Annotated in this window: 17 protein-coding genes; 10 read left to right on the top strand and 7 right to left on the bottom strand. The window is 63.1% G+C overall.

The window, feature by feature from the left end:
* Positions 1–2: 2 nt before the first annotated feature.
* Positions 3–626, bottom strand: coding sequence for a LysE family translocator (locus BCY88_RS00290; protein WP_120342748.1), 624 nt, complete (start codon positions 624–626; stop codon positions 3–5).
* Between the two features lie 372 nt (positions 627–998).
* Here BCY88_RS00290 and BCY88_RS00285 point away from each other — a divergent pair, with 372 nt between their 5' ends.
* The gene (locus tag BCY88_RS00285) at positions 999–2429 is read left to right on the top strand and encodes a GGDEF domain-containing protein (protein WP_183081254.1); all 1431 of its coding nucleotides are present in this window, start codon (positions 999–1001) and stop codon (positions 2427–2429) included.
* Positions 2430–2504: 75 nt separating this feature from the next.
* Here BCY88_RS00285 and BCY88_RS00280 read toward each other — a convergent pair whose 3' ends face one another.
* From BCY88_RS00280 to BCY88_RS00260, 5 genes are read right to left on the bottom strand one after another with little or no spacing between them, the layout of a single operon-like run.
* Positions 2505–2879, bottom strand: coding sequence for a GtrA family protein (locus BCY88_RS00280; protein ID WP_120342280.1), 375 nt, complete (start codon positions 2877–2879; stop codon positions 2505–2507).
* Positions 2876–3634, bottom strand: a complete 759-nt coding sequence (locus BCY88_RS00275; RefSeq protein WP_120342279.1) for a class I SAM-dependent methyltransferase — start codon at positions 3632–3634, stop codon at positions 2876–2878. Before BCY88_RS00275 ends, BCY88_RS00280 begins: the two co-directional genes overlap by 4 nt.
* A 41-nt stretch (positions 3635–3675) precedes the next feature.
* Positions 3676–4758, bottom strand: a complete 1083-nt coding sequence (locus BCY88_RS00270; protein ID WP_120342278.1) for a glycosyltransferase family 2 protein — start codon at positions 4756–4758, stop codon at positions 3676–3678.
* Positions 4759–4782: 24 nt separating this feature from the next.
* The gene (locus tag BCY88_RS00265) at positions 4783–6069 is read right to left on the bottom strand and encodes a glycosyltransferase family 87 protein (protein ID WP_120342277.1); all 1287 of its coding nucleotides are present in this window, start codon (positions 6067–6069) and stop codon (positions 4783–4785) included.
* Positions 6066–7304 carry a glycosyltransferase family 87 protein gene (locus BCY88_RS00260; RefSeq protein WP_259461172.1) on the bottom strand — a complete coding sequence of 413 codons (1239 nt, stop codon included), beginning with the start codon at positions 7302–7304 and terminating at the stop codon, positions 6066–6068. The genes BCY88_RS00265 and BCY88_RS00260 overlap by 4 nt, the downstream gene beginning before the upstream one ends.
* A gap of 787 nt (positions 7305–8091) precedes the next feature.
* On the opposite strand from BCY88_RS00260, the gene BCY88_RS00255 reads away from it, so the two are divergent.
* The 5 genes from BCY88_RS00255 to BCY88_RS00235 all read left to right on the top strand — a co-directional run bounded on the left by BCY88_RS00255 (position 8092) and on the right by BCY88_RS00235 (position 12297).
* A complete protein-coding gene (locus BCY88_RS00255) occupies positions 8092–8262 on the top strand; it encodes a Flp family type IVb pilin (protein ID WP_028198397.1) in 171 nt (56 codons plus the stop codon).
* A 174-nt stretch (positions 8263–8436) separates the two neighbouring features.
* A complete protein-coding gene (locus BCY88_RS00250) occupies positions 8437–8979 on the top strand; it encodes an A24 family peptidase (protein ID WP_120342276.1) in 543 nt (180 codons plus the stop codon).
* 127 nt (positions 8980–9106) lie between these two features.
* Complete coding sequence (gene cpaB / locus BCY88_RS00245) at positions 9107–9931, top strand: Flp pilus assembly protein CpaB (RefSeq protein WP_120342275.1); 825 nt, start codon at positions 9107–9109, stop codon at positions 9929–9931.
* A gap of 102 nt (positions 9932–10033) precedes the next feature.
* Positions 10034–11962: a type II and III secretion system protein family protein gene (locus tag BCY88_RS00240; protein WP_259461171.1), complete on the top strand. Its 1929-nt coding sequence runs from the start codon at positions 10034–10036 to the stop codon at positions 11960–11962.
* Positions 11963–11982: 20 nt separating this feature from the next.
* Positions 11983–12297: a hypothetical protein gene (locus BCY88_RS00235; protein WP_120342745.1), complete on the top strand. Its 315-nt coding sequence runs from the start codon at positions 11983–11985 to the stop codon at positions 12295–12297.
* Here BCY88_RS00235 and BCY88_RS40165 read toward each other — a convergent pair.
* The gene (locus tag BCY88_RS40165; RefSeq protein WP_259461170.1) at positions 12291–12422 is read right to left on the bottom strand and encodes a hypothetical protein; all 132 of its coding nucleotides are present in this window, start codon (positions 12420–12422) and stop codon (positions 12291–12293) included. The two genes, BCY88_RS00235 and BCY88_RS40165, sit on opposite strands and share 7 nt — an antisense overlap.
* Between BCY88_RS40165 and BCY88_RS00230 the strand changes: the two genes are divergently transcribed.
* Genes BCY88_RS00230 through BCY88_RS00215 form a run of 4 tightly spaced genes read left to right on the top strand, consistent with a single transcriptional unit; the run spans position 12421 to position 17072 of the window.
* The gene (locus tag BCY88_RS00230; RefSeq protein ID WP_120342274.1) at positions 12421–13629 is read left to right on the top strand and encodes a CpaE/TadZ family protein; all 1209 of its coding nucleotides are present in this window, start codon (positions 12421–12423) and stop codon (positions 13627–13629) included. The genes BCY88_RS40165 and BCY88_RS00230 overlap by 2 nt on opposite strands.
* 25 nt (positions 13630–13654) lie before the next feature.
* Positions 13655–15022: a TadA family conjugal transfer-associated ATPase gene (locus BCY88_RS00225; RefSeq protein WP_120342273.1), complete on the top strand. Its 1368-nt coding sequence runs from the start codon at positions 13655–13657 to the stop codon at positions 15020–15022.
* A 52-nt stretch (positions 15023–15074) separates the two neighbouring features.
* Entirely contained in the window at positions 15075–16052 is a 978-nt protein-coding gene (locus tag BCY88_RS00220; protein ID WP_120342272.1) for a type II secretion system F family protein, read from the top strand.
* Between the two features lie 48 nt (positions 16053–16100).
* Positions 16101–17072, top strand: coding sequence for a type II secretion system F family protein (locus BCY88_RS00215; protein ID WP_120342271.1), 972 nt, complete (start codon positions 16101–16103; stop codon positions 17070–17072).
* Positions 17073–17152 lie beyond the last annotated feature (80 nt).

Below are 17152 nucleotides of genomic sequence, written 5' to 3'. Positions count from 1 at the left end.
TTTCAGGCGGACAGACCGAGCAGCTTCAGCGCGATGGGATACAGCGAGAGCACCAGCAGCAGCGCCATTGCCACATTGAAAATGCGCAGCCGCTTCGGGTCCGACAACACGCGCCGCATCGCGGTGCCGAAGCCGGCCCACAGGCAGATGCACGGAAAACCGATCACGTAAAAGATCGCCGCCATCGCGATGGCGTTCATGCTGGTGCTCTGGCTCAGGTGAATCGTCGTGGCGGCGGTCAGCACCATCATCCACGCTTTCGGATTGACCCACTGAAACGCGATGGCTTCATGGAACTTCATGGGCCGGTGATCGCCTTTCTTGACCTTCAATTCTCCCGACGTGCCGATTTTCCACGCGAGATACAGCAGATACGCGACGCTCGCGACTTCAAGCACCGTGTACAGCACCGGGAAGTGCACGAAAGCTTCGCCCAGACCGATTCCCACCGACAGCATCAACAGGACGACCCCGGCACTGATACCGGAGAGATGCGGCAGCGTGCGGCGAAAGCCGAAGTTGACGCCCGAGGCCAGCAGCATGGTGTTGTTCGGACCGGGCGTGATCGTGGTGACGAGCGCGAACAGAATGCCGGCGGGCAGCGCGCTGAGGCTGAGGTAAGACATCATGGATGGCTCCGGTGGCGGTCAGTAAAACCTTTGGAGCATTTTAACGAAGCATGCCGGTACAGTACCTGTACGGTTTTGGGGATGGTGTCCGGTACAGGTAGGGCGTGGCGGCGGTGTGAGGGCGTCGGTGCGCTGGATTTTTCCCGGGCATTGCCGTTAACCCGGTCATCGGCTTTTCACGGCACTCGGGCAATCCTTTGCCGCCGGATCCGCGACCGTTGTTCGTTCCCATTGCTACGGCCGCGGGGCGGCGAGGTCCGGACCGAGTGCATCCACAAGAACATTACCGTGTCTGTTTCTCTGTCCACAGGAAAGCTGGCGGTGCTCGCAGGCCGCTATCCTTTGATCGTCGGTGCGCTAGGTACCCTCATGTCGCTGGGCGTGATGGCCATCAGCTTCGTCACACTGATGGCGGCGCGCGACGGAGCGATCGCACATGTTCATGAAACGTCCAGGAACGTCACCGCCGTTCTGGTCAGCAACATTGCCCGGACCGTCGATACGTCGAACAACTCCCTGCTCGGCCTGATTGCCGCGCTGGACAAGCCCGCGATCCAGGACATGGATCCCGGCTTGCGGCACGAATTGCTGTTTGACCGGACTGCGGCCGAGTACGTCATCGGTATGGGGGTGACCGATGACCGCGGACGTCTGATCGATGGCTGCTGTTCCAATGCGTTCCACGCGGATTTCAGCGATCGGGACTATTTCACGGTTCATCGCGACTCGCCGAATGTTGGCCTTTACGTCTCACATATCTACCAGGCTCGAACGCGGGCGGGCGCTGAGTCGATTGCGCTGACCAGACGGATAAACCGGCCGGATGGGACATTCGGCGGCGTAATGATCGTCGCGATCGACGCCAACTATTTCAAGCGGCTTCTTGCAAACCTGGACGTGGGGCCGCGCGGCATCACGGCGATCGTACGTACCGACGGCACCCTGGTCGCCAGAAATCCGCCTTTCAGCCCATCCCGGCCGGTCAATTTCGGTGCGTCGCCGACCTTTCCGCGTATGGTCAATCATGATTCCGGGTTCTATGCCGCGCCCTCGACCGCCGACGGGATACTTCGTCTGTACACGTTCCAGCGCGTTCCCGGCACGCCGCTCATTGCGGTCGTGGCGCCGGCGCAAGGCGATGTGCTGGCCTCGTGGAGGCGCTTGTCATGGATCGTCGGGATCGCGGCGTCGTCGGTCAGCCTTGCATTCTGCGCGGTGGTCTGGCTGCTCGCATTTGCGCTGCGGGACTACGCAAAAGCACAGGTGCTGCTGATGCAGCTGACGCAAATCGATTCGCTGACAGGACTCAAAAATCGCCGCGCGCTCGACGAGGTCCTCGAAAACGAGTGGGGAAGGCTGCAGCGCAACGATGACTGCCTGTCGGTACTGTTCGTCGATGCGGATAACTTCAAGCAGTACAACGACCGGCATGGCCATGCCCAGGGCGACGTTGCATTGAAGCATCTCGCGGAGTGCATCAGCCGGCACACGCGCCGTCGCGGCGATCTCGCGGCGCGATATGGCGGTGAGGAATTCGTCGTCGTGTTGCCGGACACTGACGAAAGAGGTGCCGCCGAGATTGCTGAAGCCATCCGTGACGAAGTGGAGCATGGGCAACCGGGCGTGTCTGCAGAGCCGGTTCCCTGTTTCACCGTGAGCATTGGGTGCGCCACCGGCCGGCGCTTACGTCCCGCGTCACTTGATGCACTGACGAATGCCGCGGACCAGGCGCTATACGCGGCTAAACATAACGGAAGAAATTGCGTGGTCTGCGCAGGCGATACGGTTGCGGCGGCCTGAGCACGGCGCTGATTGCGTGCCTCGCTGGCGGCGGCTTGCCGCAAAGCTTGCGGCAAGGTTGCGGCAACGACCGTCTCACCGGTAGGTCCACCCCCGATGCGCGATGAACGTAACCGGGGGCACCACACAAACCACCATGGCGATGCCCAATCCGGGAGCACCTCCAGCGACCTGCGTGGCATGAGCGACGAGCGCGGTCAGCGTGAGACCGCCCAGAGAAACCATCGCGAAGCGCCCGATATTCGCGAGCGCCGGAAACGACGAAAAACTCCAGAAGGTGTTCAGGAGATAGGAGCATCCCGTCGAAGACGCGAAGGCGAGCGCGTTTGCGAGCGCGGGCTCGGTGCCGGCGCGCCGGATCAGCGTCATGGCGACAATGACATGCAGGCCGGTTGCAAAGAGGCCGGACACGCCAAAGCGCAGTACCTTGATCCGCTCGGCCCTGTTCACCGCCGTTCTCCCCGCGGTTCGCGCAGGATGGCGAGCAAGGACACTCCGTAGGGTAGCGAACTATGTGCAAGCCAATGACGTTCGGCGCTGAACAGACGATAGAGCATGGCATTGAGTGCAGAGGCCGGAACAGCGTCACCCGTCGATCTGCTTCGCCTGAGCACGCGGTCGAACCAGCGCGCGGCTACGGCGAGGGGGAACAGCAGCGAATTGAAATACGTCAGGCGCTCGACTTCGTAACCCGCCGCGCGGATGCATTGCGTGAGCGAAGCACGGCTGTAGCGCCGATAGTGCCGCAGATACACATCGTGAGCACTCCACAGAGACTGGCAGGCCGGCACCGTCACGACGATGACACCGCCTGGCGCCAGCAACGACTGCATGCGCGCGAGCGAGGCAACGTCGTCGGCGATGTGTTCGAGGCAATCGAAGAAGCAGATCAGATCGAAGCGTTCGCTGGATTCAACGCCGAACGGGACATCTTCCGGGCAGCGTCCCGCACGAATGTCGAAGCGTCCACTGGTTTTTTGCGAGCATAGCGTGCGCGCCGTGCCGTCCATTTCGAGGCCGCTCACTGTGCCGAACTCGGCCAGCATGTCGAGGTTGCCACCCGTGCCGGAACCCACTTCGAGTACGCGCGCTCCGGGCGGCAGCGCCAGACTTCGCAGTACGGTTTGCAATACGTCGCGCCGGCCGCGGAACCACCAGTGTTCCGCTTCGGTTTCGGCCATTTCCAGATACGCGTCAGGGGACATCATGGGCTCCTTGCGTTGGCAGGCGATACGCTGATCGGCTGCTAGCCTGTTTGCCGATCGAGACGGTTCGTAACGACTCGCGCGACCGGCGCCACGCGCCTGCGGACGACGTCGGGACGCGGTGCGTGGATGGTGCGTGTCTGTGGGCGCTCGCGATGCAGCACACTGACCTTGGTCTTCTCCTGATAGCGGCGCCGCACCAGATAGATCGGGCGCTTCTTCGACTCGTCATAGATGCGGCCGACGTATTCGCCCACCACGCCGATACCGATGAGTTCGATCCCTCCCATGAACAGCATCAGGGAGATCGTCGACGCGTAGCCGGGGACCGGATTGCCCGACCACAGCGTGCGCGCAACGATAAAACCACCGTAGAAAAATGCCAGCGTGGCGATCGACAGACCGATATAGGTCCAGCTTCGCAACGGCACGGTGCTGAAACTCGTGATGCCTTCGAGCGCGAAATTCCACAGTTTCCACCCGGAAAACTTCGAGTGGCCCGCGCTGCGCGGCTCGCGTTCGTATTCGACGATGACGGTTCGATAGCCGACCCATGCAAAGAGGCCCTTCATGAAACGCCGGCGTTCAGGCAGGCTGCGCAGCGCGTTGACAACCTGGCGGTCGATCAGACGAAAATCGCCGACGTTCTCGGGCAGCTTTACAGCTGAAAGCGCATTGTGCACGCGGTAATAGAGCCCCGCCGCCGTGCGTTTGGCGAAGGTGTCGCAGGCCCGGTTGGTGCGTTTGGCGGCCACGACCTCGGCCCCCGCGCGCCAGTGTTCCACCATCACGGGGATCAGGCCGGGCGGATCCTGGAGGTCCGCATCGATCGGTATGACGGCGTCGCCGACCGCTTCGTCGATACCGGCCGTTAAAGCCGCTTCCTTGCCGAAGTTGCGTGACAGATCGATAACCCGGATGCGTTTGTCCTGCACGCAGGCGGCGACCAGTTTGTCGAGCGTCCCGTCGTTACTGCCGTCGTTGACGCAGACAATTTCGAAGCGCGTGCCTTCGATCGATTCGAGTATCGGCACGACGGCGGCGAAGAAGTGGTCGATTGCCTGATGCTCGTTGTAGAACGGCACGACAAGTGAGATCAATGGTTTGCTGACAGGAGTGGACATGGCATTTCCCCGATTTTCTTCCGTTCATGTGTTGTATTGGGTGCAACGTGTTGGCACTGCACGGTTGCGTTCGAGTGCAATGCGCCGTACCAGCATGCCGAGCGTCGTCACGGTGAGAAGCGGCAGGAACTGGAACGGCAAGCGGGTGATGATGAGCATGCCCGCCAACGGCGCGAGCCACAGAACGACCAGCCATTCGCGTTCGCCGCGCCGCCATCCGTGGCCGATGCCGTAGCGGCAATACCAGGCGATGAGCACGCCGTACCAGGCGAGGTCATAGTCGTACAGGTATGGACTGACAAGCAGGCTGGCGCAGACCAGCGTGGCGGCGCGCAGCGCATAGGCGCATTGCCGGTGCCACGCATACCAGACAGCAGCCACTGCCAGCGCGGCACTCATTGCCTGGGCTGCGTAGGCAAGCGTCGAGGGGGCGTGCGCGAGTTTCGCGAGGGCGAAGGCCGTTGGCACACGCGCCATGGCGGCGCGCCCCGACTCGACAAAGCCGGCGGCCATGCCGGCGTTGTGCAGGAACGCGGCAAACGTAGCGGGGCCGAACAAGAGCGCAGCCAGCGCGAGTGTCGACGCGGCTGTCAGCGTGAACGCCAGCAATGCGCGCCAGGAACGCGCGCAGAGCAAAGCAAAGGGAAATAGCAGGACCAGATGCGGTTTCATGCATAGCAATCCGAAACATACTCCCGCAAGCGCCGGCCGGCGCCTCAGCGCAAGCAGTCCAGACGCGGCCAGCGCCGCCGTAAGCATGCCGTTTTGTCCCATCACCGCAACGAGCGCGACGCCGGGGAAGGCCAGCGTGACGAGTACGGTTTGCCGGCGCGGCACGATCGAGTGAATCGCTTTGGCGAACAGCGCGAACGTGCCGGCAATGAAAGCCACAGCGGCCGCCTGAAACGGCAGGAGGGCCAGCGGCGACATGATCAGCAGCGAATTGGGCGGATACAGCCACGGCAGAATGCTGCCCATCGTGCGGAAATATGGCGCGGCGTTCATCTCGACATCGGTCAGCGCCTTGAGGTTGTAGGCGTCGACGGCGTGGCCGTGCTGCGTGAGGAACGATGCGCTCCAGAATGGCAGGAAGTCCATCGCCAGAGGTGGAAAATCGGCGCGTTGCTGCCACATCACGCGGTATAGATAGACCGCGAGGAAAACGGCGTAGCAGGCGAGAGCTGCCATCGAATAGAGCGCCAGGCGCCGACGGTCGAGCCAGTGTGCGCCGCTTGCGGCGTGGTTGTGCGCCAATCCGGCCGGTTCTGCCAGGCTATCCAATGGCAACGTGTTCGACGACTGCGGGTTCATGACGTCACCTCCTCGGCGATCCGCGCGCGGCGCAGGATAAGCAACAGCATCAGTAACAGGACAACCGGTCCGATCTGCGGCAATCCGGCCAGACGGTTGAAGAACTCATACACCGGCAGTAGCCAGGCGAGCACCAGCACCGCCTGTTCGCCGCGCCGCCAGCCCTGATCGAATCCGATTGCGGTGAGACAGGCGATAGCGATGCCGAGCCATGCCAGTTCGTAGTGCCACACGTAGGGATTCGCGAGCAGGGTGGCAACGGCCAGCGTCGCGCCGCGCAGACGGGTGTCGCGAGTGGTCTTCCAGATGTGCCAGGCTGCCGCCACGGCGATCAGCGCCACGCCTGCTTCCGCTGCGTAGGCTGCGGTGAGCGGTGCACCGCCCTCACGCAGAACGGCAAACGTGGTAGGCGAGGACAGCCAGTAACGACGAGCATGTTCGAGTATGAGTTCGCGTGCGAGCGAGGTGCTGAGCATGAACAGATGCAGTGACTGCACACCACAGATCACGACGCTAAGCGCACCGAACAGGGCCGCGCTCAGCGCGGCAACGCCAAGGGCTCGCCACGCGTGCGCCGCGATCAACACGAACGGCAACAGCAGGGCCATTTGCGGCTTGATGGCCAGCAACCCGATACACAGTCCGGCGCGCGCCGGATGCCGGGCGAGCCAGTGGACGGCGAGCACGGCAAGCGCGGCGGTCAGAAGCGAGTTTTGTCCGAAGACGGCCGCTACGAAGACGCACGGACAGGCTGCAACGAGCAAGCCGGCACGACGTGAACCGCCCATGCTGGCAGTGAGCCGGGAAAGCTTGAGTGTGGCGACGATGAACAGCAGCGCGCTGACACCGACAAACAGGAAATAGGCAACGACAGGCGGCACCAGCGCGAGTGGCTTGATGAACACCAGGAAGGTTGGCGGGTACAGCCAGGGGAGGAAACTGGCGCGAGGGAGCTGGAACAGTGCCGCCTCGATTTTCTGGAAGTAGGCGTAGTCGTAAACCTGCCATGCCGGGCCATGCAGCATCGCATACGAGGCCGACCAGAAAACCGAAAAATCGATACCTGGTGTCGTGACATCTCCGGCAGTGAAGCCGTTGCTCGCCCATGCCCAGATCGCGAGAAATACCACATACAGCACCAGCATCGCGGCGCTGTACACAAGCACGCGTTCGGCTGTGAGCAGATTGTGAACAGGGCGATCGCCGCCGCGAGCGCCAGGCTGTGAAACATACATGATCCCCGCCTTCTGTGTTGTCCGGATGAGATTCCGTGAAGCACCCGGTCATTCAGATTGTTGATTCAGATTCCTAAGCGCTGGTCTGGAAGTCCGCTTAGGGAGTCTCGTTCATGCGTTCTTTGTTCACTCATTGTTGGAAGAAAATTAATCGACTTGCAAGAGGGCGTTTTCCATCGTGAGAGGCAAGGGCGATCAAAGACGCTTCACGGAGGCGAAATTGGACACGCTTATGTGCGCAAGCGCGCTAACCGGTCTCAACGCTGCGACAGTTTGTGCAAATGCCCTTCGCGAGGCGTGCCCGTTTGCGGGGGAATTGAGGCCTGTGCTGAATCAGGGTATGTCCTGAGCAAATTCCTCAAAACCACGGCCAGTGCGCCTCTCCAGCGATCCCGCCATTTTTCGCCGAGGCTGAAAAACGTCGCGGCCGCGAGACATTCCGTGCGCGAGTGTTAAATCCGTGCCGCAAGCCGTTCGCCCGGGAGCCTTGTATTTCCTGCCTTTCCGTGTTGCTGGCCCCACCCTTGCTATGGACTGGGGGCGCAAGTCGAGGACGTGACGGCCGGACGATTCGAAGCAGCAGCCGGACCGGAAAAGAATCGCCACGCTGGCAACCCGCAAGCTTGTCTCGCCTGGTTCGAAGCTGCGGACTTAAAACGGCAGTGTGAACGCAGGCAGGACAGCGGCGGTTGTCGACTGATCGCCAGTTTTTCGTAGTGCCGGCAGTACGTCCCCTCAAACCAATCGTGGTTAAGGGTTTTTATTTAGATATACGAAGGAGTCTGTCATGAAAAATTTCATCGCCCAGGCAGCACGTTTTGTTCGCGACGAAGACGGCGTATCGGCCATCGAATATGGTCTGCTCGCCGCGCTGATCGCGCTGGTCATCATCGGGACGGTAACCACGCTCGGCACGAACCTCAAAGCGGTTTTCAGCGATATCGCGGGATCGGTCTAGGGCGTCCGCCGGCGGACGAACCCGATGTTCGTCCGCCGATCTTCGGCCTGGTTTTGCGACCGGGCGCGCAGATCGCACCGGGCCACCTGAACGGCCCGTTCTATTCGGTGCGCAGCGGATGTCGTCGCTGCCGCCATGAAGTAAAAAAACGAGTCCGATGGAGCGAGGCCTCTCATGACACTGCCACCCCTGCCGCCGCAACCCGTGCCGCTATGCGTGATCGTGCTGGTCATTGTGGCGGCCAGCACGGATATTGCCGCGCGCCGGATACCGAATCGTGTCATTGCGATCGGCCTCGCCGCGGCGCTCTGCGTACAGGTGGGGTTGCAGGGACCGTCGAGCGGTGGGCTGGCGTGGCTGTCGGGCGCCGCGTGTGGCTTCGCGCTGCTGTTGCCGTTCTATCTGCTGCGCGGCATGGCGGCAGGGGACGTGAAGCTGCTGCTGACGATCGGCGCATTTGTGGGCCCCGCCATGACTTTCCGTATTGCGCTCGCCACCTTTCTGATCGGCGGCGTGTGGTCGGTCGGGTTGGCGGTAGGGCGTGGGCGCTTCCGGCAACTGATCGCCAATCTGCGGCAGATCGTGGGTTCGTGGCGTTCTGCGCCGCGACAGGTTCTGGCGAGCGGCAGCGCGCTACCCGAATCGGTGGGCGCAATTCCTTACGGTGTCGCGATGGCGGCCGGCACGCTGGGTGTGTTGTTCGCGGCGACCTTCTAGCCGCGTGAGGAAGGCAGAAGACGTAAAGGTGGTGCGCGGCCAGCCGCGATCACTTTAGGCAGCCGTATCGAACGCGGGCATCCGGTCAATCCGGAAGTGTTTATGAACCATGCAGGAGTGTGTTGCCATGAAAAATCGTCGCGCTTTAGTCATGCTTGCGTTTGCCATGCTGGCGGGTCTCGCTGCCGTGGTTCTGGCCTCGCGATGGCTGCTGCAGACGTCGTCGAGCGCTGTCACGCCGGTGGCCGTGGCGGCGGGCGTCGTCAATCTCGGCGAGCCGCTGACACCCGCCCTTATCCGCACGATCAACTGGCCGTCAGGCAGCGTGCCACCCGGCGCCTTCACCGACGAGAAGGCGCTTGAAGGGCGGGTGGTGCTGACGAGTCTCGCGCCGGGAGAACCGGTGCTCGATTCGAAGCTTGCACCGATCGGCACGAAGGGCGGCCTCTCTGCGGTGATCGGCTCAGGCCGCCGGGCGATTACGGTGCGCGTCAACGATGTGGTCGGCGTGGCCGGTTTCGCGTTGCCTGGCAACTACGTCGACGTGATCGTGAATACGCAGAAACCCGGCTCGAGCGACGCCCAGCAGAGCATCTCGAAGATCGTGCTGGAACAGATCCTCGTGCTCGCCGTAGCTCAACAGGTGAGCCGCGACGACACGGCGCCGAAGGTCGTCAATGCAGTGACGCTCGAAGTGACACCCGAGCAGGCCGAGAAACTCGACCTCGCGCGCAGCGTGGGCACGCTGTCGCTGGTTCTGCGCAATCAGGTCGACAAGCAGACACCTTCGACCGATGGCGCAACCAAACTCACCTTGCTCGATGTGCCTGCATCCGCGCCGGTGGTCGAGCCGGTGCATCCGGTGCGGGCGCGTTATACCGCCCGCCCGGCTCCGAAGCGCGACTGTGTCGGCGTGCTGTCGGGCGTGACGGGTAGCGTCGAATGTTTTTAGGCCGGCCGTGGCGTGCCTTTTAACGAGGCATCGCGACCGGCATGACAAAGGCAAGAACGAAAGTCTCGGCTTACACGCATCGAGCAACGGGGGCATAAAGACATGAAAACAGAACTGGGGTTCTCGTCGGGCAGCTACGCGCGTCGCCGCTCGCTGAGCGGCACGGTACTCGCCGCGGCGCTGTGCGCCGGCATGGCGGTCGCGCAACAGGGTGCCGCGCAGGAGATCAACGGCATGCCCGCGCCGGGCAAAGGTGGCGCGAACGCAGCGTTGCCGGTGGGCCGCGGGCCGGTGCCGATGATGATCAGCATGTCGCCAATGCCGTCGGGTCCTACGGCGAGCGGCAAGTCGGTCGGCGCGGTGCCATTGAGCGGACCCAACTGCAGCGGGGAGATTCGTGACGAATCGAGCGTTGCAGTGGCCGTGGGCAAGTCGGTCCTCGTGCCGCTCGCCGAGCCGGCGCGCAATCGCACGCTCGGCAATCCGACTGTCGCGCAGGCCACGCTGGTTTCGCCGCGCACGCTCTATCTGGTCGGCATGACGGTCGGCACGACCAACATGATCGTCCAGGGGCGCAGCGGCCAATGCCAGATCATCGATGTGATCGTCAATATCGACGCGGACGGCTTGCAGCGAACCCTGCAGCAACTGCTGCCCGCCGAGCGCGGCATCAGGGTATCGACTGCCGCCGGCAACCTCGTGCTGGCGGGCCGCGTGTCAGGCGCGCAAGCCGCCCAGCAGGCGATGGAGATCGCGAACGCCTATGCGGGCGCGCAGCCTACCCAACAGCAGCAGGCGAGTACGGCGAACTTCGGCAACGGGGCTTCAAGTCTCACTCAGCAAAGCACGAGCGTCAGTAAGGCATCCGAAGTGATCAACATGATGACGGTCGATTCGCCCCAACAGGTCATGCTCGAAGTCAAGGTCGCCGAGGTCTCGAAGACCCTGCTCAACCAGCTCGGCGCAGCGGTGAATATCCAGGGCGGTTTCGGCTCGTGGACAGGCGCGCTGGTAAGCAGCCTGCTGGCCGGGGTGGGCAACGGCATTGCCGTCAGCAAGGCGAACAAACTGCCGTTCAATGTAGCGGTCGACGCCCAGAAGACCGATAGCCTCGGCAAGATTCTCGCGGAACCCAACCTCGTGACCCTCAGCGGTCAGGAGGCGTCGTTCCTTGCGGGTGGCAGGGTCTTCATTCCGGTACCGCAAAGCAACGGTACCGGCGGCTCGACGATCACGCTGCAGGAAGAGGAGTTCGGTGTGGGTTTGAAGTTCACGCCGACTGTGCTGGCGGGCAGCCGGATCAACCTGAAGGTGGCGCCTGAAGTCTCCGAACTCTCGCCAACCGGGGTGACGGTCACCGCCTCCAACGTCAGCGGGTCGGCGATCCTGCCGCTCATCACAACGCGCCGCGCGTCGACCACGGTGCAGATGAACGACGGCGAGAGCTTTGCGATTGGCGGCCTGATCCAGAACAACATCACGGGGTCGCTCAAGGCAATTCCCGGCCTCGGTGAAGTGCCGGTGCTGGGCGCGCTGTTCCGCAGCACGTCATTCCAGCAGGATCGCACGGAGCTCGTTTTCATCATCACCGTGCATCTTGTGAAACCGCTGCCGAGCAACGACTATCCGTTGCCGACAGACAGCTTCAGGCAGACCTCGGATGCCGGCGTGTATGCCACCGGCAATATGGAAGGCCGTCAGCCTCAACCCGCCGCGCCGGCTGCAACGACGCCGAACGCGCCGCAAGCGCCTGCTCCGGCACCCGCTGCGGGGTCGAACACGCCGGCCGCGCTGCCGCCGCGCGATACGCAGGCCGGCCAGCCGGCGCCGGTCGTGATCGGTCCGCCGGACGGTGGCGTGGTACCCGCGGCGGTACCCGCGGTGGTACCCGTAACGACGCCGCTGCCGGCTGCCGCAACGCCCTCCGTCACGGGCATGGGAGCGACTGCCACCACGGCCAGGGGCACCGTGCCGGCCGGCCAGAAGATGGTCGCCAAAGCGGGCGAAACCCATCTTGCCGACCAACAGTGATGCGCGATCAGGGGAATCTCATGAAACTCGAACATTTCGTTTTGGCGGGTCGTGCGGCACTCATGTTGGCACTGGGCGCGGCGCTCGGCGGCTGCATGACCAGCACGCCGGTGTGGGACGCACATTTCGGCGAAGCGGCGCGCGCGGCCGCCCAGATGCAGATCATCGATCCGCACGCGGGCGAGCATGCGCCGTCGGCACCGGGCGTCGACGGCAAGGCGGCCGTGGCGGCGCAAGACGCGTACGACAAGTCGTTCCAGGCGCCTGTCACCACGCCGAATGCATTCGTGATCGGCATTGGCAGCGGCAATGGCGGCGGGGCCAGTGGTCAGTGACCGCCTTCGGCGCGGGCGGCCGTCTTGCCTCGCGCCTGCTCAGCTTGCAGGGTTCGCAGGGCTTGCACTACCGGCTGACGGCAACCGTCGCCAGTCACCTTCGATTGTCCATTTGAGAACATCATGATCAATGTCCTGGCTCTCTCTGAAGACAGCACGCGGCTCGCCCAGATCGTGCGTCTGATCGGCGAATGTGGCGGTTGCCGGGCCACCCGGGCAACCGGCAAGCCATCGCGGCTCAGCGAGCGGGGAGATAGTCTCGATGCCTTCGATGTCCTGATTGTCGACGCCGCGTCGCTCAGCGACGTCGAACTCTCCGTCGTCGAGACACTCCACCACGCTCACGCGCGGCTCACCTGCATCCTGGTGATTCCCGATCCGTCGTCGCAGACCTTGATCGCGGCGATGCGTGCGGGCTTTCGCGACGTGCTCGGCTGGCCGGTCGATCCGCGCTCGCTGGGTGACGCCCTGCGGCGTGCGCAGACCCAGGGCGGATCCGGCAATGCACGCGAAACCAGAATCCTGTCGTTCATGTCGTGCAAGGGCGGTGCGGGCACGAGCTTTATCGCCTGCAATGTCGCGCACGCGATTGCAAGCCTCGCGCAAAAGCGGGTCTTGCTGATCGACCTCAACCAGCAGTTCGCCGACGCGGCCTTTCTCGTATCCGAGGAAACACCGCCGTCGACCTTGCCGCAAGTCTGTTCGCAGATCGAGCGGATGGATCTCGCGTTCTTCGACGCGAGCCTCGTACACGTGACCGACAACTTTCACATCCTGGCGGGAGCGGGCGACCCGATCAAGGCCGCCGAACTCAAGGAAGACCGTCTCGAATGGATTCTGGGCGTTGCCGTGCCGCGTTACGACTTCGTGCTCTTCGACCTTGGACAGACCATCAATCAACTGTCGATGCATGCGCTCGACAGCAGCGAGCAGATCCATATCGTGCTGCAGGCGAGCATGCCTCATGTGCGGGCCGGCCGCCGGCTGCAGGAAATTCTCGGCTCGCTCGGGTACGCGCCCGACCAGATGCGCTTGCTGCTGAACCGCTACGGGCGTGAGGCCCAACGCGCCCGCGCGGCGCTCGAACAGGTCCTGGGTATGCAGGCATGGCAAGTCATTCCGGAAGACCCGGTGGTCGTATCCGACGCCATGAACCAGGGACTGCCGATATCGCAGACGGCCCACAACAGCGGCGTATCGCGCGCCTTGCAGACGCTCGCGGAAAACATCGTCAGCGGTGCATCGACGCCGGGCCGGGGACGCGCCAATCGCACGTCGGTGTTCTCGCGGCTGCTGGGCCGTCAGGCCACGCCGAAACTTGAAATGATGTAAGGCCAAAGGGACAAAGGGGACCATCATGTCGCTTCGTGAGCAGATTTCCGCGCAACGCACTCAACCCTTGGGCGATGCTTCCGACCCGGCGAATCTGCAGGGTGGCATGATGCGCGCCGCCTACCAGAAGCTGAAGCGCGAGGTTCATCAGGCCGTGCTTGACCGCGTCGAACTGGAGCGCCTGTCGCGTTTGCCTCCCGAGCAGGTCCGGCAGGAAATCGCCGCGCTGATCGGGCGCATTCTCGAGGATCAGAAAGCCCCGGCGAACGATCTCGAACGCAGGCAGCTCGTTGTCGACGTGCATGACGAGATGTTCGGTTTCGGACCACTGGAGCCGCTGTTGCGCGACCCGACCGTGTCCGACATTCTGGTGAATACGTATCGCCATACCTACGTCGAGCGAAGAGGGCGCCTGGAAGCCACCGACGTGACCTTCTACGACGACGCGCACCTGATGAAGGTGATCGAGAAAATCGTCTCCGGTGTCGGGCGGCATATCGACGAGTCGAGCCCCATGGTCGATGCGCGTCTTCCAGATGGTTCGCGCGTGAACGCGATCATCAGGCCATGCGCTGTCGACGGCCCCTTGCTGTCGATCCGCCGTTTCGCCGCCAATCCGCTTCAGGTGGCCGACCTCGTCGAACTGCAAAGCCTGACGCCGCCGATGGCGGAGGTCCTCGATGCGCTCGCGCGCGCCAAGGTGAACATTCTGGTGTCAGGCGGCACGGGCAGCGGCAAGACCACCTTGCTGAACGTTCTTTCGGGTTTCATTCCAGGCGACGAACGCATCGTCACGATCGAAGACGCCGCGGAGCTGCAGCTGCGCCAGGAGCACGTGCTGAGACTGGAAACGCGTTCACCGAACATCGAAGGGCGCGGTGAGATTACGCAGCGCACGCTGGTGCGCAATGCGCTGCGGATGCGTCCGGATCGCATCATTCTGGGCGAAGTGCGCGGAGCGGAGGCGCTCGACATGCTCAATGCAATGAACACTGGGCACGAGGGATCGCTCTCCACGATCCACGCCAACACCCCGCGTGACGCGCTGACGCGCCTCGAAAACATGATCAACCTGGGCGGTCTTTCGCTGCCGACCAAAACCATGCGCCAGCAGATTGCCTCGGCGATTTCAGTGGTCGTGCAGGCCACGCGGCTGACCGACGGCCGGCGCAAGATCGTCAGCATTTCGGAGCTGACCGGCATGGAAGGCGACATGATCAACATGCAGGAGATCTTCGTTTTCAAGCGCTCCGGTGTCGATTCGAAGGGATGTGTTCGCGGGCATTTCAGCGCGACCGGCGTGCGGCCGAAATTCGCCGAGCGATTGCAGGCGTTCGGCGTCGCGCCTTCGGACCATGTCTACGATCCGGCCCGGCGCTTCGAAACGACGTGACATCCATGCTTTCTGAGCGTAACCCGATTGTCCTGTGTTTCAGGAGACTCGCATGACACCGATCTTTTATGCGTCGATCATTCTGCTGTTCGTCGCCGTGGCGCTGGCCATGGAAGGCGCGTACGAGTACTGGAACAGCCGGCACGGACCGGTTGCGCGCCGGGTCGATTCGCGAATTCGCGCGGTTTCCGCGGGCGGACAGGTCAGCGTGGAGCGGCTTTCGATTCTCAAGACGCGCATGCTGGCCGGCTCGTCGCTGCCCGCAAGGCTGCTGCTGCAGATGCCGCGCGTGCATGCAATCGATCTGTTTCTCCAGCAATCGGGTGTGACATGGACGGTCGCCCGGCTCATTGGAACCTGCGCCGTTCTGCCGCCGCTCGTGCTCCTCGTGGGCACGCTGTTCGCGGTGCCGCTGCTCTTCACGGCGATTGGCGCCGCGCTCTCCACCCTGTTGCCCATCATGTATGTGCAGCGCCGGCGCAACAAGCGCGTGCGCCTGCTCGAGCGGCAACTGCCGGACGTCTGCGACATGCTGGCGCGCGCGCTGCGATCCGGGCACGCCTTTACCGGCGCGATCGACATGGTTGGCACCGAGTTCGCGGAGCCGATGAGCGGTGAGTTCCGCATCACGTTCGACGAGATCAACTACGGCGTTTCGATTAGCGAAGCCCTGACGAATCTCGCCACGCGTGTGCCGATCCGCGATCTGCGCTACTTCGTGATTGCGGTGGTGATTCAGCGCGAGACCGGCGGCAATCTTTCGGAGGTGCTCGACGGGATCGCCGCGCTGATTCGCGAGCGATTCAAGCTGTTCGACAAGGTGCGTGTGCTTTCTGCCGAAGGCCGGCTGTCAGCCTGGATCCTCGGATTGCTGCCGTTCGGCACGGGCGTGCTGATGATGCTGGGCAATCCGGGCTTTCTCGATGTGCTTTGGCAGGACCCGGTGGGCGTAAGAATGCTGGGAACAGTACTCGTATCCATGGTGTTAGGTGCGTTCTGGATGCGGCGCATCGTCAAGATCCGGGTCTAGTGCCACCGGTTTGCGACACAGCACACGACACGTTATCGGGGAGAAATCATGCAGACGCTAAACGCCACACAGATTCTGTTGCTGGCCGGTGTGTTCGCCGTTGTGTTTGTCGCCGCATTTGGCGCGATGCATCTTGTCGCGCCGCGCGATCTGCGGCGCCGCATCGAGCAGGCCGGCGGCACGAATCTCGCCTTCGGGGCCGACCAGGCGACCGAATCGCCGGATGTGTCCTGGTTCGAGAAAATCGCGGAGATTTCCCAGCCCATTTCGAAACTGTCCGTGCCGAAGGACGGCTGGGAGCAGTCCGCGCTGCGCCTGCATCTGGCGAATGCCGGCTGGCGCTCGCCCAGTGCCGCGCCGATCTATTTCGCCGCCAAGACTGCTTTGGCGATCGCGTTGCCCTTGCTCGCGTTGCTCGGGCTGGTCAGCATGTCCGGTGCCGCGACGACCTTTGAGCGTCTGATACTTCTGACCGCGCTTGGCGCCATCGGCCTGTACCTGCCCAACCTGGTGCTGAGCAAACGCATTGCCTGGCGCAAACGCGTGCTGGTGGAAGACTTTCCCGACACGCTGGATCTGCTGACCGTCTGCGTCGAGGCGGGTCTCGGTCTGGACGCGTCGCTCATGAAGGTGGGCGACGAGATCAGGATGCGCAGCCCGGTGGTGGCGAGCGAGCTTGAGCTGATGCTGCTTGAAATGCGCTCCGGTTTTTCCAAAGAAAAAGCGCTGCGCAATTTCTCCTTGCGCGCGGGCGTCGAGGATATCGATTCATTCAGCGCGGTGCTGATTCAGGCTGAACGCTTTGGCACGAGCGTGGGGACTTCGCTGAGGGTGCTGTCCGACACGCTGCGTACCCGGCGAAGGATGCGCGCCGAGGAAAAGGCCGCCAAGATTGCGCTGAAACTGCTGTTTCCGCTCATCTTCTGTATCTTCCCGGCGCTGCTCGTGGTCCTGATGGGGCCGGCCATGATTCATATCTACCGGGTTCTGCTGCCCAGCATGATGGGCTCGGGGGGATGACGGCGGCGCGTTCGCAATCACAGCCCGCGGCGTTCCACGAAGCGGCCAGGGCTCGGAAGTCTTGACGCGTTCATCGGTGA

It is taken from the genome of Paraburkholderia fungorum, from assembly GCF_003610895.1.
Lineage (GTDB): Bacteria > Pseudomonadota > Gammaproteobacteria > Burkholderiales > Burkholderiaceae > Paraburkholderia > Paraburkholderia fungorum_B.
The sequence above is the reverse complement of the archived record's forward strand: the minus strand, read 5'-3'. Positions and strand labels throughout refer to the sequence as shown.